Below are 16,569 nucleotides of genomic sequence, written 5' to 3' on the forward strand. Positions count from 1 at the left end.
GCCGGGCGCCGTCAGTCGAAGATGCCCGCGACCCGTCCCAGCAACATGAAGGCCCGCGCGGTGCGGGTTTCGGCCAAGTCGTTGATTTCCGTATCGGACGCAGTCTGTTCGAGTTCCGCGAACATCCGGTCGAAGTGGCGCAGGAAGTGATGCGCCGCATCGCGGAAGATCGGGTCCTGCTTCATCCGGCCGGCGGCCAATGCCAGCGAAGACCGGTCGCGCACGCCGCCAAGGGCCGCAACGACCCGCCCGCGTTCGCCCTTGGCGAAGCGGCGCCAGATCTCGGGCCGGGCCAGATCGGGGCGCAGGTCGTCCATGTAGATGCCATCCTGGCTCATCAGGGTGAGGACATCCTGCGCGGCCTGGATCAACTGTGCCGCCTGCCGGTCCTTCAGCGCCTTGCGCAGGGCGGCAAAGCCTTCCTCGTCCTCGGCGGTCTCGGGGAAGTTCAGCGCCCGGATGAAGGTGCTCCGGTCGAGAGGCGGGGCCATGTCCTCGGGCCGCGTGCCAAGGGGCAGCCCGGGCTGGTCGTCCGCCGGGGCGGGCGGGGCTGCGGCGGCGGCCTCGGGGCGAATGCCGTTCTGGTGCCGGATCGTTGTGAAGGTGGCGATGGCCGTCTCGGTCTTGCGCTGCGCGGCCGCGATCTGGTCCAGCTTGCGGGAAATCGAGTCCTCGCTCGACCCGCGGCGGCCCTGGTTCTGGGCGACATAGGCCTGCCGGATACCGTCGATGGCGGCGCGCAGACGGGCGCTTTCCTCGCGCATGACGCGGGCCGACCGCGAGGCGGCGGCAGCCACCCAGATCATCGCGACGGGCAGGAAGATCGCCAGCATGGTCAGCACGAATCGCAGCGTATCCGGGGCCATGCCGTCGGGGCCGGGCGTCAGCGTCATGAAGAAGACACCGGCGCCGGCCAGCCAGAGCAGCGAGAGGACAAGCGCGATAATCTCACCCGCGCCGTATTTCGGCGGCTCGGGGCGGTCGTAGATCCCCATGGGGGTGGGGCGCGATTCCTGCGGCTCGCTCATGATCGTCGTCCTGTCCGGCCTGCCCGGACGCCCGCGCCGCCCCTCGGGGGCATGTGCGGGGCCGGGCTCTACTGCGGTCATTTATAGACGATTTTCAGAATTTCATACGAACGTTCGCCACCGGGCGTGCGGACCTCGACGCTGTCGCCCTCATCCTTGCCGATCAGCGCCCGTGCAATGGGCGACTTGATGTTCAGCAGGCCGGCTTCGATGTTGGCCTCGTATTCGCCCACGATCTGCCAGGTCTTCTCCTCGTCGGTGTCCTCGTCCACCACGGTGACGGTGGCGCCGAACTTGATGGTGCCCGAGAGCGTCTTGGGGTCGATGACGTCGGCCAGCGAGAGGATGCCTTCGAGTTCCTTGATCCGGCCCTCGATGAAGCTCTGCTTCTCGCGGGCGGAGTGGTATTCGGCGTTTTCGCTCAGGTCGCCATGCTCGCGCGCTTCCGCGATGGCCCGGATGATGGCCGGGCGCTCTTCGGATTTCAGCTTCTTCAGCTCGACTTCGAGTGCGGTGGCCCCCGCGCGGGTCATCAGTATCTTTTCCATTGGCCCCATCCGTAGCAGTAGCAAAGGGGCCCGCAGAGGCCCCTTTGCTGAATTTATCAGTTCGGCTACCTGACCCAAGCAGGGCCCCGAATGCAAGGAAAACCCGCGGCGTCGGCAAGCTTCCCCGCCTGCCACGTGGCCCTGTGCGGGGCCGTCAGGGCTGATGCGAGGCCACTTCCCATTCCAGCCCGTCCCGGTCGTGGAAGTAGAACCGCCGTCCCGGCGCGTAATCGGCATGGTTGCCGGGGGTAAAGCCCGCCGCCGTCACCTTGGCCTCCACCGCGTCGATGTCGTCGGTGAAGACGGCGAGGTGGTTCAGCATCCCCACGGTGTCGTAGCTGGACAGCCCCGTCTGCACCGCATCCGCCCGGGTGTAGAGCGCGATATAGCTGTCGTCGGTGCCCACGTGAACCGAGCGGCCCTTGTCCTTGGATGGACCCTGCCAGCGGATGTGCCAGCCAAAGACCTCCACCAGCCATGCGGCGGTGGCATCCGGGTCGGTCACGGTGACATTGGCGTGTTCGAGGCGCGGGATCATGGTCGTCTCCTTCTTTTTCTCGCGTCTGATGTTGTTCCAGTGTGCCACCTCAAGTAAACTTGAGGTCAACGGCAAAGAAATGCTGCAGGGCAGGGGGTTGCGATGAAGCGTGGTCTGGCGATCGGCGAAGTGGCGGGGCGCACCGGGCTCGCCGTCTCGGCCATCCGGTATTACGAGGACGAGGGCTTGCTGACCGCCGGGCGCACCCCGGCGGGGCAGCGGCAGTTCGAGAAGGCGGACCTGCGCCGCCTCTCCTTCATCATGATTGCGCAGAAGATGGGCTTCTCCATCGCGCAGATCCGTACCCAGCTGGAAGGGCTGCCCAAGGGGCGCACGCCCACTGCTGCCGACTGGCGCGGGATTTCGACGCGCTTTCGTGCCGATCTCGACCGCCGCATCGCCGTTCTGGAACGGCTGCGCGACGACCTCGACGGCTGCATCGGCTGCGGTTGTCTGAGCCTTGAGAGCTGCCGCCTGAACAACCCGCAGGACCGCGCCGCGCGACTTGGCGCCGGACCGCGCTACCTGATGGGCGATGCGCCGGAGGATGCAAGGGGCGATGCCGGCGCGGGCGAGGGCTGAACGTTACGTTTGAAACAGGGTTGGATCGCTGCGTTTTGCACGCGCGGCAATTGACCTGTCGGCAAGCGCCGCGCTATCCCTTCGCAACATTCTTACCCATAAGGGCCTGTAGGGAGAGGAAACAGATGACCGAAGTTCAGCGCGAAGCCATGGAATACGACGTGGTGATCGTCGGGGCGGGCCCGGCGGGCCTGTCGGCTGCCATCCGGCTGAAGCAGCTCGACGCCGATTTGCAGGTCGTCGTCCTCGAAAAGGGCTCGGAAGTGGGGGCGCATATCCTCTCGGGCGCGGTTCTGGACCCGGTCGGCCTGAACAAGCTGATCCCCGACTGGAAGGAAAAGGGCGCGCCGCTCAACACCCCGGTGACGGAAGACAACTTCTACATGCTGGGCGAAGCGGGCAAGATCCGCGTGCCGAACTTCCCGATGCCGCCGCTGATGAACAACCACGGCAACTACATCGTCTCGATGGGCAACGTCTGCCGCTGGATGGCGGAACAGGCCGAGGAACTGGGCGTCGAGATCTTCCCCGGCATGGCCTGCTCCGAGCTGGTCTACGGCGAGAACGGCGAAGTCAAAGGTGTCGTCGCGGGTGAGTTCGGCAAGAACGCCGACGGCACCGAGGGCCCGGGCTACGAGCCGGGCATGGAGCTGCTGGGCAAATACGTCTTCATCTCCGAAGGCGTGCGCGGCTCGCTCGCCAAGGAGCTGATCGCGAAATACGACCTCTCCAAGGGCAAGGAGCCGCAGAAGTTCGGCATCGGCATGAAGGAGATCTGGGAGATCGACCCGGCCAAGCACAAGCTGGGCTCCGTCAGCCACACCATGGGCTGGCCGCTCGGCTCCAACGCGGGCGGCGGGTCGTTCATCTACCACCTCGAGAACAATCAGGTCTACGTCGGCTTCGTGGTGCACCTGAACTACAAGAACCCGTACCTCTTCCCCTACATGGAATTCCAGCGCTTCAAGCATCACCCGATGGTGGCCGAGCTGCTGGAAGGTGGCAAGCGCGTGGCCTATGGCGCCCGCGCCATCACCGAGGGTGGCTATCAGTCGATGCCCAAGATGGTCATGCCCGGCGCGGCCCTGCTGGGCTGCTCGGTCGGCATGGTCAACGTGCCGCGCATCAAGGGCAACCACAACGCGATGCTTTCGGGCATGGCCGCGGCCGAAGCCGCCCATGAGGCGATCAAGGCCGGCCGTGCCTCGGACGAGCTGACCGCCTACGAGACGGAAGTGCGCGAAGGCGCCATCGGCCAGGACCTCAAGAAGGTGCGCAACGTCAAGCCGCTGTGGTCCAAGTACGGCCTCGTGCCGAGCCTCGCGATCGGCGGGCTGGACATGTGGACCAACACGCTCGGCTTCTCGTTCCTCGGGACGCTGGGCCACGGCAAGACCGACGCCGCCGCGACCGAACCCGCGGAGAAGCACAAGCCGATCGACTACCCCAAGCCCGATGGCAAGCTGTCCTTCGACCGGCTGACCAACGTGAGCTTCGCCATGACGAACCACGAGGAAAGCCAGCCCTGCCACCTCAAGCTGGCCGATCCCGAGATTCCTCTGAAGAAGAACCTTCCGGTCTACGCGGGACCCTCGGCGCGCTATTGCCCGGCAGGGGTCTATGAATTCGTGGGCGAGGGCGACGACAAGAAGTTCCAGATCAACTTCCAGAACTGCGTCCACTGCAAAACCTGCGACATCAAGGACCCGGCCCAGAACATCAACTGGACCACGCCGCAGGGCGGTGACGGGCCGAATTATCCCAACATGTAATCGCAGACGATCACGGATGAGCGAGAATCCGTACAGGCGGGGTGTCCTCAGGGGCACCCCGCATTGATTTGCATAACGCGTCTCGGCTAGCTTGGTTCCCATTCCGGGGAAATTTTTCCCGAAGGACACAGCAGGCAGGGAGCAAGCGCATGTCGGGCAGCACGATCCGCGCAGTTGCAATGGTTCTGACACAGGGGCTGGCGATCGCCGGACTGGGGCAGGGAGCATCGGCAGAGCCGTTGCCCGGCCTTGCGGGCGATTACCTCGCCGCGCGTCAGGCCCGCATCACCAGCGATTACGGCACCGCCGGGGGCTACTACGCCGAGGCGCTGAAGGCCGACCCGGGCAATCCCGCCCTGCTGGAAGGCGCCGTCCTGTCCGAGATGTCCGTCGGTCGCCTCGACGCGGCGCTGCCCTACGCCAAGGCGATGGAGGAGCAGGGGGCTGAAAGCCAGATCGCGCGGATGGTCCTTGCCGCCGCCGAGGCGCAGACCGGCGATTTCGCCGCGCTGCTGAAGCGGGTCGAGGACGGGCGCGGCGTGGGTCCGCTGGTCGACGGCCTGCTGGTGGCCTGGGCCCATGTCGGCATGGGCGACATGGCCAAGGCGCTGGTTGCCTTCGACGCGGTGGCGGATGAACGCGGCCTGCGCGGCTTCTCGCTCTACCACAAGGCGCTTGCTCTCTCGCTGGCGGGGGATTTCGAAGGCGCCGAGGCGATCTACTCCGGCGAGGCGGATGGCCCGCTCCAGATGACCCGCCGCGGGGCGCTTGCCCGGATCGAGGTGCTGTCGCAGCTTGACCGGCCCAAGGATGCGCTGACGGTGATCAGCGCGCTCTTCGGCCCCGATCCCGATCCGGTCGTTGCCGGGATGCGTGCGGCACTGCAGGCCGGGCAGATGCTCGACTTCGACTATGCCCGCAATGCCGCCGATGGCGTGGCCGAGATCTTCTATTCCGTCGCGGCTGCCCTCGATGGCGATGCGACCGACGATTACACGCTGATCTATTCGCGCACGGCGGAATACCTGCGTCCCGATCATATCGACGCGATCCTGCTGTCGGCAGAGCTGCTCGACGACATGGGCCAGCCCGATCTGGCCACCTCGGCCTACCGCCGGGTGCCGCGCGACAATCCCGCCTTCCACGCCGCCGAACTGGGCCGCGCCGACGCGCTGCGCCGGGCGGGCCGGACCGATGCGGCGATCGAGGTGCTGACCTCGCTCTCCGACACCCACGGCGAGCTGCCGCTGGTTCATGCCACCATGGGCGACGTCCTGCGGGGGACGGGGCGCTACCGCGAGGCGGTGCAGGCCTATGATGCGGCGCTGGCGCTCTATACCACCGAGGACCGGTCGCAGTGGTTCCTGCATTATGCCCGTGGCATCGCGCAGGAACGGCTCGGCAACTGGTCCGCGGCCGAGGCCGACTTCCGTCAGGCACTGGAGATGAACCCGGAAGACCCGCAGGTGATGAACTACCTCGGCTATTCCATGGTCGAGAAGCGCGAGAACCTCGACGAGGCGCTGGCCATGATCGAACGCGCTGCGGCGGCCAAGCCTGACAGCGGCTACATCATCGACAGCCTCGGCTGGGGGCTCTACACGCTGGGCCGCTACGAGGAGGCCGTCGGCCACATGGAACATGCAGCAGAGCTGATGCCGGTGGACCCCACGGTCAACGACCACCTCGGTGATGTCTACTGGGCCGTCGGGCGCCATATGGAGGCCCGCTTCCAGTGGACCCGCGCGCTGTCCTTCGATCCCGAGGCCGATGCGGCCGACCGGATTCGGCGCAAGCTGAACGTCGGCCTCGACGCCGTCCTTGCCCAGGAAGGCATGGAGCCGCTACAGGTGGCAGGCGACGACCGCTGACGGACACGCTGACGGGCACCTGACAGCTGCGCCGCCAGGCGGGCGGAGCATAAGGACGGGACAGGACGCAGGCTGAGTTCATGACGGACGGGACAACCGCCACGCGGCACGAGATCGCGCGGGCCAAGATCAATCTGGCCCTCCACGTGACCGGGCAACGTGGCGATGGCTACCACCTGCTCGACAGCCTTGTCTGCTTCGCCGATTTCGGCGATGAGCTGGAGGTGACGCCGGCGCCGCAGAACAGCCTCACGCTCGACGGTCCGCTGGCTGCGGGCGTGCCGACCGGGCCAGAGAACCTCGTCTTCCGGGCCGCCAGCTTCTTTGGGCAGACCGCCGCGATTCGCCTCACCAAGCATCTGCCGATGGCCGCCGGGATCGGCGGAGGCTCTGCCGATGCGGCCGCCGTGCTGCGCGCGCTCTCCGCAGCGACGGGTCGGGCAGTGCCGGATCACCCGGAACGCCTCGGCGCGGACCTGCCGGCCTGCCTGCGCTCGCGGGCGCTGCGGATGCAGGGCGTGGGGGAGTTGCTGGAGGATGTGCCCGGCCTGCCGCAGCTGCCTGCCGTCCTCGTGAACCCCGGTGTCGGGGTCGAGACGCCCGCCGTCTTCAAGCGCCTGACCCGCCGGACCAATCCCGCGCTGCCCGCCCGGCTGCCGGACTGGCACGATGCGGCGGCCTGCGCCGCGTGGCTGGCCGCGCAGCGCAATGATCTCGAAGCCCCGGCGCGCGCAGTTGCCCCGGTGATCGGCGATGTCCTTGACACCCTTGCGGCCACGCCGGGCTGCCTGTTGGCGCGCATGTCCGGCTCCGGCGCGACCTGCTTCGCGCTCTACCCGGATCGCCGCGCGGCCGAAGCCGCCGCCGAAAACCTCGCCCCCACCGGCTGGTGGGCCCGCGCCACGACGCTCAGCTGAAGCCATCCCGCCATTTCATCTTTCCCCAAATACTCCGGGGGAATTGGGCCCGGCACGGGCCCAAGGGGGCGGAGCCCCCCGGAATTTTCACAAATTCCGGACCGGAGAATGCGAATTTTCCGATCAGCGCGCCTCTCAATGGATTATCCCCCTCACCCCAGGCGCAGAAAATTCTTCGAAGAATTTTCCCAAGAATTTTCGAAAATTCTTGGTCGATCCCGGAGAGGGCAGGCGCCACAACGCGAAACGCGCGCCCGGTGAGGGGCGCGCGTTCGTGATCCCGTAACGGGCAGCCTGGCTTACGAGACGTCCTTGTAGGAGATCTCGGCCTTGTCGGAGCCGGTCTTGCCGCGGCGCACGATGAGGCGGTTCAGCGCGTGGATATAGGCCTTCACGCTTGCCACCACGGTGTCGGTGTCGGCGGACTGGCCGGTCACGATGCGACCTTCCTCGTCAAGGCGCACCGAAACGGTCGCCTGTGCATCGGTGCCCTCGGTGACTGCATGCACTTGATAGAGCTGCAGCCGGGCGCCGTGGGGGTAGATCTGCTTCACCGCGTTGAAGGCGGCATCGACGGGGCCGTCGCCGGTGGCGGTGACGCTCTTGTCCGTGCCGTCGACCGAGAGGGTCATCTCGGCGGTCTGGGGGCCTTCGGTGCCGCAGACGACCTTGAGCGACTTCAGCACGAGGCTGTCCTCGCCCGCGTCATCGGAGACCCGCACGAGTGCGATGAGGTCCTCGTCGAAGACCTCCTTCTTGCGGTCGGCGAGGTCCTTGAAGCGCACGAAGACGTCGTTGAGCTGGTTCTCGCCAAGCTCGATCCCGAGGTCCTTGAGCTTGGAGCGCAGCGCCGCGCGGCCCGAGTGCTTGCCCATGACGAGGTTGGTGGCAGACAGGCCCACGTCCTCGGGGCGCATGATCTCGAAGGTCTCGGCGTTCTTGAGCATGCCGTCCTGGTGGATGCCGCTCTCGTGGGCGAAGGCGTTCTTGCCGACGATCGCCTTGTTGAACTGCACCGGGAAGCCCGACACGGCCGAGACACGGCGCGAGATGTTCATGATCTTGGTGCTGTCGATGCCCGTGGCATAGGGCATGATGTCGTTGCGGACCTTCAGCGCCATGACAACCTCTTCGAGCGCGGTGTTGCCCGCCCGCTCGCCCAGGCCGTTGATGGTGCATTCGATCTGCCGTGCGCCCGCCTCGACGGCGGCAAGGCTGTTGGCCGTCGCCATGCCGAGGTCGTTGTGGCAATGGGTCGAGAAGATCACCTCGTCCGCGCCGGGCACCCGTTCGAGAAGCATGCGGATCAGGTCTGCCGATTCCCGGGGCGCGGTGTAGCCCACGGTGTCGGGCACGTTGATCGTGGTGGCGCCGGCCTTGATGGCGATCTCGACCACGCGGCAGAGATAGTCATGCTCGGTCCGCGTTGCGTCCATCGGCGACCACTGGATGTTGTCGCAGAGGTTGCGCGCGTGGGTCACCGTCTCGTGGATCCGCTGGGCCATCTGGTCCATGTCGAGGTTCGGGATCGCACGGTGCAGCGGCGAGGTGCCGATGAAGGTGTGGATGCGCGGCGAGGGCGCGTGTTTCACGGCGTCCCAGGCGCGGTCGATATCCTTGAAGTTCGCCCGGGCGAGGCCGCAGATAGTCGAATTCTTGGAGTTCTTGGCGATCTCGCTGACGGCGCGGAAGTCGCCTTCGGAGGCGATCGGGAAGCCGGCCTCGATGATGTCGACGCCCATCTCGTCGAGAAGCGCCGCGATTTCGAGCTTCTCTTCGTGGGTCATGGTCGCGCCGGGGCTTTGTTCGCCGTCACGGAGCGTGGTGTCGAAAATGAGGACGCGGTCCTGTTCGGATACTTTGGTCATGTCGGTGTTCTCTCTGGTCTCCAGGTGCCTTGGCGCGAAACGGCTATTCCTCTGAGCGGTCGCGCCGAAACGGCACGCTCAGAGGCGCGTTAGGAGAAGCAGCAGGGCGGCAGCCGACAGGCCGCCGGAACGGCGGGTCGCGCTGAAGGAGATATGATGGCCCTGAATGGTCATGCGGGCTGTGTACTGCGCGGAAACTGAATTGAAAACCCGGAAATTCCGCCGCAGCGCCGCAATTGGGGAAGAGCCGCTGACGTATTGGGAGGGGAATTGCATTCCACCATCGAAACGGCGCGTGGGGAATTGCGTGATGCGGGGCCTTTCCGGGGCAATGCGGGGGAGTGGTGCGGACAGGTGGTCTGCAGGTGCCGGGGTCTGGCGGTGTAAAAAAGGGCTGCGCGGTTGCGCAGCCCTTGTCAGGTCTCGTTACAGCGGCCCGGCCGGGCGCTCAGCGCGGCCCGGGAACCGGCCTGCGGCGTCACTCCGTCGAAACCACGGGCGCGTCGCCGGGGGCTTCCGCGGTCGTGGCGCTTTCCAGCGCGCCGTTGTCCCAGGTCCCCGAGGCCTCTTCGCCGCTGGAATAGCGCATCGTGCCCTGCCCATGCCGCTTGCCGCTGAGGAACTGGCCCTCGTAGACATCGCCGTTGGCATAGGTCGCGACACCCGTGCCGCTGATCTCGCCCGCTTGCCAGTCGCCTTCATAGGTGAAGCCGTCGGGCATGGTGATCTTGCCGGTGCCCTCGCGCTTGCCCGCGACGAAGCCGCCTTCGTAGACGGTGCCGTCGGCATAGGTCGCGGTGCCGGTGCCGCTGCGCTGTCCCTCGGACCACTCGCCTTCGTAGCGGTAGCCGTCGGGGAAGGTGATCACGCCATAGCCGTCGTTCTTGGCGCCCTTGAACGCGCCCTCGTAGACCAGCCCGTTGGCGTAGCGCGCGATGCCCTCGCCCTCGATCACGCCCGCGGCCCATTCGCCTTCGTAGGTCGAGCTGTCGGGATAGGTGATCTTGCCCTGCCCATCCGGCAGGTCCTCGCGGAACTGGCCCTCGTAGACCGAACCGTCGGGATAGACCACGCGGCCCTCGCCGCCGATCTTTCCGGCCACCCAGCTGCCGGTGTATTCATAACCGTCCGAGCCCGAGAAGGTGCCGGTGCCATCGCGGCGGTCCTCGTGGAACTCGCCCTCATAGGTGTCGCCGTTGGCATAGGTGACCTTGCCCTCACCCTCGCGGCGGCCCGCGATCAGCGTGCCCTCGTAGACGTCGCCATTGGGCTGGGTCAGCGTGCCGATGCCGTTGATCTGGCCGTCTTCCCAGCTGCCGGTATAGGTCAGCCCGTCCGGCGTGGTCAGCGTGCCTTCGCCCCAGCGCTTACCGTCCTTCACCGCGCCTTCGTAGACTTCGCCGTCGGCATAGGAAATCTTGGCCTGCCCGTTCTCGACGCCGTTCACCCAGTCGCCTTCATAGGTGTAGCCGGAGGGGGCGACCATCGTGCCGCGCCCGTCATGGAGCGCATTGCGGAACTGGCCTTCGTAGCGCGAGCCGTTGGCATAGGTCACGACGCCCTTGCCGGTGATCTTGCCCTCGGACCACTCGCCCTCGTAGGTGCCGCCGTCTGAGAAGACGATCTTGCCCACGCCGTCGGGTTTGCCCTTGGCGAATTCGCCCTCGTAGACCGAGCCGTCGGGGTAACGCGCGGTGCCACGGCCCGCGATTTCGCCCTCGACCCAGTCGCCGGTGTATTCATAGCCATTGGGCAGCCGGTAGGTCCCGGTGCCGTGTTGCAGGCCGTTGAGGAAGGTGCCTTCGTAGACGCCGCCCCCCTCGTATTGCTTGGTCTGGACCTCTCCGTCCTGTGCAATCGCCGCCCCGGCCGCGATGGCCAGAGCTGCACAGGCTGCGATAGACGCACGTGGTTTCATACCAACTCCCCATTCCGCCCCACCGGCGGGTTGCGCTGGCAACGGTAAATGACGGCATCCCGGCGGGCAATGTCTTTCCGGGAAATCACCTTTTCCTCCGTCGCTTGCCTCGCTAATCAGGGGAGGACGCAGGAAAGGGGAGCCGCATGGCCGAACGTTTTCGTATCACGCTGGCACAGCTGAACCCCACGGTCGGTGACATCGCGGGCAATGCTGCCAAGGCGCGCGCCGCCTGGGAGGCCGGCAAGGCGGCCGGGGCCGACCTCGTCGCCCTGACCGAGATGTTCATCACCGGCTACAACACGCAGGACCTGGTGGAGAAGCCGATCTTCCATCAGACCGCAATCGCCGCGATCGAGAAACTGGCGCAGGACTGCGCCGACGGCCCCGCGCTGGCGATCGGCGGCCCCTGGGTCGAGGGCGCCGAACTCTTCAACGCCTACCACATCTGCCGCGGCGGCAAGGTGGTGAGTCGCGTGCTCAAGCACGAACTTCCGAACGAGACGGTCTTCGACGAGGTCCGCATCTTCGACAGCGGGCCGCTTGGCGGGCCCTATTCCGTGGGCAACACGCGCATCGGTTCGCCGATCTGCGAGGACGCGTGGCATCCCGATGTCTCCGAGACACTGGCCGAGACCGGGGCCGAATTCCTGCTGGTGCCCAACGGATCGCCCTACTACCGGGGCAAGATGGACACGCGGTTCAACCACATGGTCGCCCGCGTGGTCGAGACCGGCCTGCCGCTGATCTACCTGAACATGATCGGCGGGCAGGATGACCAGGTCTTCGACGGTGGCTCCTTCGGCCTGAACCCGGGCGGCGAGATGGCCTTCCACATGCCGGTCTTCGACGAGGAGATCGCCCATGTGGACCTGATCCGCGGGCCCGAGGGCTGGCGCATCGCGGAGGGCCCGAAGGCCCATATCCCCGACGACTGGGAACAGGATTACCGCGTCATGGTCGAGGGCCTGCGCGATTACTGCCGCAAGACCGGCTTCGCCAAGGTGCTGCTGGGGATGTCCGGCGGGATCGACAGCGCGCTGGTGGCGACGATCGCCGCCGATGCGCTGGGGCCTGAGAACGTGCGCTGCGTGATGCTGCCGTCCGAGTATACCTCCGAGCATTCGCTGGAGGATGCCAAGGCCTGCGCCACCGCTCTCGGCTGCCATTACGACTTCGTGCCGATCAGCGCGGGCCGCGACGCGATCACCGCGACGCTGGCGCCGCTCTTCGAGGGCCTTGCCGCCGACACGACAGAGGAGAACATCCAGTCCCGCCTGCGCGGCCTGCTGCTGATGGCGCTGTCGAACAAGTTCAACGAAATGCTGCTGACCACCGGCAACAAGTCCGAGGTCGCGGTGGGCTATGCCACGATCTACGGCGATATGGCGGGCGGCTACAATCCGATCAAGGACCTCTACAAGACCCGCGTCTTCGAGACCTGCCGCTGGCGCAACGCCAATCATCGCGGCTGGATGATGGGGCCGGGCGGGGAGGTCATCCCCGAGCGGATCATCACCAAGCCGCCCTCGGCCGAGCTGCGCCCGGACCAGAAGGACAGCGACTCGCTGCCCGATTACCCGGTGCTGGACGGCATCCTGACGATGCTGGTGGATCAGGATGCCTCGGTCGCGGATTGCGTGGCGGCGGGCTATGACAAGGCGGATGTGAAGCGGGTGGAGCACCTGCTCTACATCAGCGAGTACAAGCGCTTCCAGTCCGCGCCCGGTGCGCGGCTGACGAAACACGCCTTCTGGCTGGATCGTCGCTATCCCATCGCGATGCGGTGGCGCGACAACGAGGCGTAAGGCACGCCGCTGACGGCGTGCTTTGTTGATCCAGGGCCGCTGACGGCGTGCTTTGTCGATCCGGGCGCGTGCCGATGCCCCCGGCCTCTGCCCGGCCCTGCGGCCGGGCGAGGTCTTCAGGGGGCAGCCCGGGCCTCACGCCTTTTCCGAGAACTCGTCCCAGGCTTCCAGCGCCTTGGCCGCGTACATCATGGCAGGCCCGCCGCCCATCTGCACCGACATCGCCAGCACGTCGCCCAGTTCCTCGCGGGTGGCCCCTGCCTTCATGAGCGCCTCGACGTGCAGCACGATGCAGGCCTCGCAGCGTTGCGACACGGCGATGCCGAGGGCCACGAATTCCTTGGTCTTGAGGTCCAGCACCCCGTTCTCGGCCACGGCCTTGCTCAGCCCGCCGAAGGCGCGCGTGGTTTCGGGAATGGCCTTGTAGAGACCGCGCAGCTGGTTGCGCGTGCCGTCAATCTTGTCCGTCCAGCTCATGGCTGCGTCCTTTCGAATATACCTGCTCGCAGGAATCATATTCGAAAGGTTGCAACTTTGATCCGGATCAGATCCGGTGGGCCCGGGGCAAATGACGCCCCGTCAGATGGTCGTCAGAACGGTTCCTGACCGGAGTCAGTTCGCCCGGTGCGCGACGAACATCAGGTTGTTGGCGGGCATCTCGACGACTTTCTCCAGCTCCAGCCAGTTGGCGTGCAGCATCTTCGTCATTTCCACGTCGTCCTTGTAGCCGATCAGCGGGTCGCGGGTCTTCAGCTCCGCATCGAAGCGGATGTCCCCGTCGCTGGTCAGCTTGCCGTTGCGCCGGAACGGGCCATAGACCGCCAGCCGCCCGCCGCGGTTCAGCGCCTTGGCCGCCTGTTCGATCACCATGTCGGCCTCGTCGGCCGAGATCAGGTGCAGCAGGTTCACCACCACGATCAGGTCGTTGCCGCCGTGGATCGCGGACCAGCCGTGCCGCGTGGCGTCGATGCGGATCGCGGGGCGCAGGTTCGGCAGGCCCGCCGCCGCGACATAGGCGTCGATCGAGGCGATCCGCGTCGGGTCCATGTCGCTGGGCTGCCAGGACAGGGCCGGGAACCGATCCGCCATGCGCACCACGTGCTCGCCGGTGCCGGAGGCAATCTCGAGCGCCTTGCCGGTCTCGGGCACCACGCTGTCGAGGGCGTGCAGGATCGGCTCGACGTTCCTCTGCGCGGCCGGGCTGCTCAACGCGCCAGCGGGCGGAGTGTCGAGTGTGGGGGACAGCGTGTCGATCGTCATGCCGCGAACCTTTCCGGTGAGAGTGCGCCCACCACGGTGGCGGGCAAGGCGGGGGAACGTCCCATCAGCAGATCGGACGCGAGTCGGCTGGCCGCCGGGGCCGTCTGGAAGCCGTAGCCCCCCTGTCCGGCAAGCCAGAAGAAATCGGGGCAATCGGGCGCGCGGCCGATCACCGGGGTGCGGTCGGGCGCAAAGCTGCGCAGCCCGGCCCAGGAGGTCTCGACCCGGGTGACCGGGGCGGTGACCATTTCCTCGTAGCGCGCCAGCCCTTCGGCCAGCACCATGTCGTCGGCCCATGCGTCATGGGGCGCGACCGGGTCTTCCTCGGAGGGGGAGACCAGCAGGCCGCCGGTGTCGGGCTTGGCGTACCAACTCTCGTTCACGCCATCCATGAAGGGCCAGCCGGTCGTATCCGCGCCATTGGGGGCGGGCAGTCGCGCCATGGAGCGGCGGAAGGGCCGGATCTCCATCGGGCGCAGGCCCGCCATGACGGCGACCTCGTCGGCCCAGGCCCCGGCGGCATTGACCAGCGTCGCGGCGCGGAAGCTGCGCCCGGCGGTCTCCACCTCCCAGTGGCCGTCCGCGCGGCTGATCGCCGTGACACGGGCGCCGGTGACGATCTCGACCCCGAGGGACCGGGCGCGCTTGCGGGCGCTCTCCATGATCCGGTGGGTGTCCATGTCATAGGCTTCGTCGTACCACGCCGCATAGGCGCAGGTGACGGGGTTGAGGATCGGCACGGCCGCGCGGGCCTCGGCGACGGTGATCGGGGCCATGTCGTTGGCGGCCGCCTCGGCCTCGAAGGCCGCGCGTTCCTGCGGACGGCCGACGAGCATCAGGCCGCGGCGGGTCAGTACGCCACCGTCTGTCGCGTGGTGCTCTTGCAGGCTGGCGTGGTTCAGCGCGCGGATCGTCTCATTGCCGTATTGCGCGATGAAAATCGCCGCCGACCGGCCCGACGCGTGGTAGCCGAGTGAAGGCTCCGCTTCGAGCAGGGTGACCGAGGCGTCCTCGGCCAGCCGGGCTGCCGCAGTCACGCCGGCAACACCGCCCCCGATGATCAGGATGTCTGCCAAATTTCTCCTCCCATTAGGACAAAATGACACAGCTTCTTGATTGTTGGTAGTCCTGCAGGAGATACGTGGACTGCCGAAAATGCATATCTCTTGGGCGTGGCGCGATTTATGCGGCTGGACTGAACGATTTGACGCTGCGTTATTCTTGTTTCGCGAACAGTCGAACAAGCGCGGGTTCGGTGTGCATTGCAGCCAAACGAAAAGGCCCGCGCAAAAGCGCGGGCCTTCGTGTCATGTGGCGCCGTGTGCGGCGCCGATCACGTGGATCACTGCGGGATTTCGCCCGTCAGGCCTTCGACGTAGAAGTTCATGCCGGCCAGCGTGCCGTCATCGGCCACTTCGCCTTCGGCCAGCCAGTCGCTGCCGTCCTGCTTCTTCAGCGGGCCGGTGAACGGGTGGTATTCGCCCGCGGCGATGGCGTCGCGCATGGCTTCTGCCTCGGCCTTCACCTCGGCGGGGACCGCGTCGGAGATCTCGCCGATGCCGACCATGCCGTCACCGATGCCTTCCCAGACGTTGTGGCTTTCCCAGGTGCCGTCCATGGCCGCTTCAACGCGCGACACGTAGTAGGGCGCCCAGTTGTCGATGATCGACGAGACGCGCGGGGAGGGCGCGTATTCGCTCATGTCGCCCGCCTGGCCGAAGCCGATGACGTTGCCCGCATCCTGCGCGGCGGCCAGCGGTGCGGTCGAGTCGGTGTGCTGGAAGATCACGTCGGCGCCCTGTTCGATCAGGGTGCGGGCCGCGTCGGCTTCCTTCGCCGGGTCCATCCAGGTGTAGAGCCAGATGATCTTCATCTCGACGTCGGGGTTCACCTTCTTGGCGTGGATATAGGCCGAGTTGATGCCGCGCACGACTTCGGGGATCGGCACCGAGGCGATGTAGCCCAGCACGTTCGACTTGGTCATGTGGCCCGCGATGGTGCCCATGACGGCGCGGCCTTCGTAGAAGCGCGCGGAATAGGCCGAGACGTTGTCGGCGGTCTTGTAGCCGGTGGCGTGCTCGAACTTCACGTCCGGGAACTTGGCCGCGACGTTGATCGTCGGGTCCATGTAGCCGAAGGAGGTGGTGAAGATGATCTTGGCGCCGCCCAGGGCCATCTGGGTCATGGCGCGCTCGGCGTCGGGGCCTTCGGGCACGGATTCCTGGTAGACCAGCTCGACCTTGTCCTCGCCGATCTCCTCGACCATCTTCAGGGCGGACTCGTGGTGGTGCTGGGTCCAGCCGCCATCATTGATCGGCCCCACGTAGATGAAGCCCACCTTGGTCTTCTCCTGCGCGAAGGCGGGTCCGGTCATGGCGAGCGGCAGCGCAACGGCGGCTGCGGCCCCTTTCAGAAACGTTCTCTTCTTCATCTGCATCTCCCGATTATTATTGCAGGGC

At 66.5% G+C, this 16,569-nt stretch carries 14 protein-coding genes; 5 read left to right on the forward strand and 9 right to left on the reverse strand.

What is annotated here, in order from left to right; translation table 11 throughout:
- Positions 1–11 precede the first annotated feature (11 nt).
- From LCM32_RS09665 to LCM32_RS09675, 3 genes are all read right to left on the reverse strand, one after another.
- Positions 12–1,028 (reverse strand): hypothetical protein, encoded by a 1,017-nt coding sequence (locus tag LCM32_RS09665; RefSeq protein WP_224820838.1) that lies wholly within the window; start codon positions 1,026–1,028, stop codon positions 12–14.
- Positions 1,029–1,105: 77 nt separating this feature from the next.
- Positions 1,106–1,576, reverse strand: coding sequence for a transcription elongation factor GreA (gene greA / locus LCM32_RS09670; RefSeq protein ID WP_224820839.1), 471 nt, complete (start codon positions 1,574–1,576; stop codon positions 1,106–1,108).
- 154 nt (positions 1,577–1,730) lie between these two features.
- Positions 1,731–2,114 (reverse strand): VOC family protein, encoded by a 384-nt coding sequence (locus LCM32_RS09675; protein WP_224820840.1) that lies wholly within the window; start codon positions 2,112–2,114, stop codon positions 1,731–1,733.
- Between the two features lie 102 nt (positions 2,115–2,216).
- On the opposite strand from LCM32_RS09675, the gene soxR reads away from it, so the two are divergent.
- From soxR to LCM32_RS09695, 4 genes are all read left to right on the forward strand, one after another.
- Positions 2,217–2,696, forward strand: coding sequence for a redox-sensitive transcriptional activator SoxR (gene soxR, locus LCM32_RS09680; RefSeq protein ID WP_224820841.1), 480 nt, complete (start codon positions 2,217–2,219; stop codon positions 2,694–2,696).
- Positions 2,697–2,821: 125 nt separating this feature from the next.
- The gene (locus LCM32_RS09685) at positions 2,822–4,468 is read left to right on the forward strand and encodes an electron transfer flavoprotein-ubiquinone oxidoreductase (protein WP_224820842.1); all 1,647 of its coding nucleotides are present in this window, start codon (positions 2,822–2,824) and stop codon (positions 4,466–4,468) included.
- Positions 4,469–4,617: 149 nt separating this feature from the next.
- Positions 4,618–6,339, forward strand: a complete 1,722-nt coding sequence (locus LCM32_RS09690; protein ID WP_224820843.1) for a tetratricopeptide repeat protein — start codon at positions 4,618–4,620, stop codon at positions 6,337–6,339.
- An 80-nt stretch (positions 6,340–6,419) separates the two neighbouring features.
- Positions 6,420–7,256, forward strand: a complete 837-nt coding sequence (locus tag LCM32_RS09695) for a 4-(cytidine 5'-diphospho)-2-C-methyl-D-erythritol kinase (protein WP_224820844.1) — start codon at positions 6,420–6,422, stop codon at positions 7,254–7,256.
- Positions 7,257–7,555: 299 nt separating this feature from the next.
- Here LCM32_RS09695 and LCM32_RS09700 read toward each other — a convergent pair whose 3' ends face one another.
- Together LCM32_RS09700 and LCM32_RS09705 are read right to left on the reverse strand one after the other, a co-directional pair.
- Positions 7,556–9,124 carry a 2-isopropylmalate synthase gene (locus LCM32_RS09700; RefSeq protein WP_224820845.1) on the reverse strand — a complete coding sequence of 523 codons (1,569 nt, stop codon included), beginning with the start codon at positions 9,122–9,124 and terminating at the stop codon, positions 7,556–7,558.
- 478 nt (positions 9,125–9,602) lie between these two features.
- Entirely contained in the window at positions 9,603–11,042 is a 1,440-nt protein-coding gene (locus LCM32_RS09705) for an MORN repeat-containing protein (protein WP_224820846.1), read from the reverse strand.
- 146 nt (positions 11,043–11,188) lie between these two features.
- On the opposite strand from LCM32_RS09705, the gene LCM32_RS09710 reads away from it, so the two are divergent.
- Positions 11,189–12,850, forward strand: coding sequence for an NAD+ synthase (locus tag LCM32_RS09710; protein WP_224820847.1), 1,662 nt, complete (start codon positions 11,189–11,191; stop codon positions 12,848–12,850).
- Between the two features lie 135 nt (positions 12,851–12,985).
- Here LCM32_RS09710 and LCM32_RS09715 read toward each other — a convergent pair whose 3' ends face one another.
- The 4 genes from LCM32_RS09715 to LCM32_RS09730 all read right to left on the reverse strand — a co-directional run bounded on the left by LCM32_RS09715 (position 12,986) and on the right by LCM32_RS09730 (position 16,541).
- Positions 12,986–13,327: a carboxymuconolactone decarboxylase family protein gene (locus LCM32_RS09715; RefSeq protein ID WP_224820848.1), complete on the reverse strand. Its 342-nt coding sequence runs from the start codon at positions 13,325–13,327 to the stop codon at positions 12,986–12,988.
- A gap of 135 nt (positions 13,328–13,462) precedes the next feature.
- The gene (locus tag LCM32_RS09720; protein ID WP_224820849.1) at positions 13,463–14,110 is read right to left on the reverse strand and encodes a DUF938 domain-containing protein; all 648 of its coding nucleotides are present in this window, start codon (positions 14,108–14,110) and stop codon (positions 13,463–13,465) included.
- Positions 14,107–15,186 carry an NAD(P)/FAD-dependent oxidoreductase gene (locus tag LCM32_RS09725; RefSeq protein ID WP_224820850.1) on the reverse strand — a complete coding sequence of 360 codons (1,080 nt, stop codon included), beginning with the start codon at positions 15,184–15,186 and terminating at the stop codon, positions 14,107–14,109. The genes LCM32_RS09720 and LCM32_RS09725 overlap by 4 nt, the downstream gene beginning before the upstream one ends.
- A gap of 266 nt (positions 15,187–15,452) precedes the next feature.
- Positions 15,453–16,541 carry a BMP family ABC transporter substrate-binding protein gene (locus LCM32_RS09730; protein WP_224820851.1) on the reverse strand — a complete coding sequence of 363 codons (1,089 nt, stop codon included), beginning with the start codon at positions 16,539–16,541 and terminating at the stop codon, positions 15,453–15,455.
- Positions 16,542–16,569: the final 28 nt, after the last annotated feature.

Origin of the sequence: Pseudooceanicola nanhaiensis, assembly GCF_020171315.1 — a bacterium.
GTDB lineage: Bacteria > Pseudomonadota > Alphaproteobacteria > Rhodobacterales > Rhodobacteraceae > Pseudooceanicola > Pseudooceanicola nanhaiensis_A.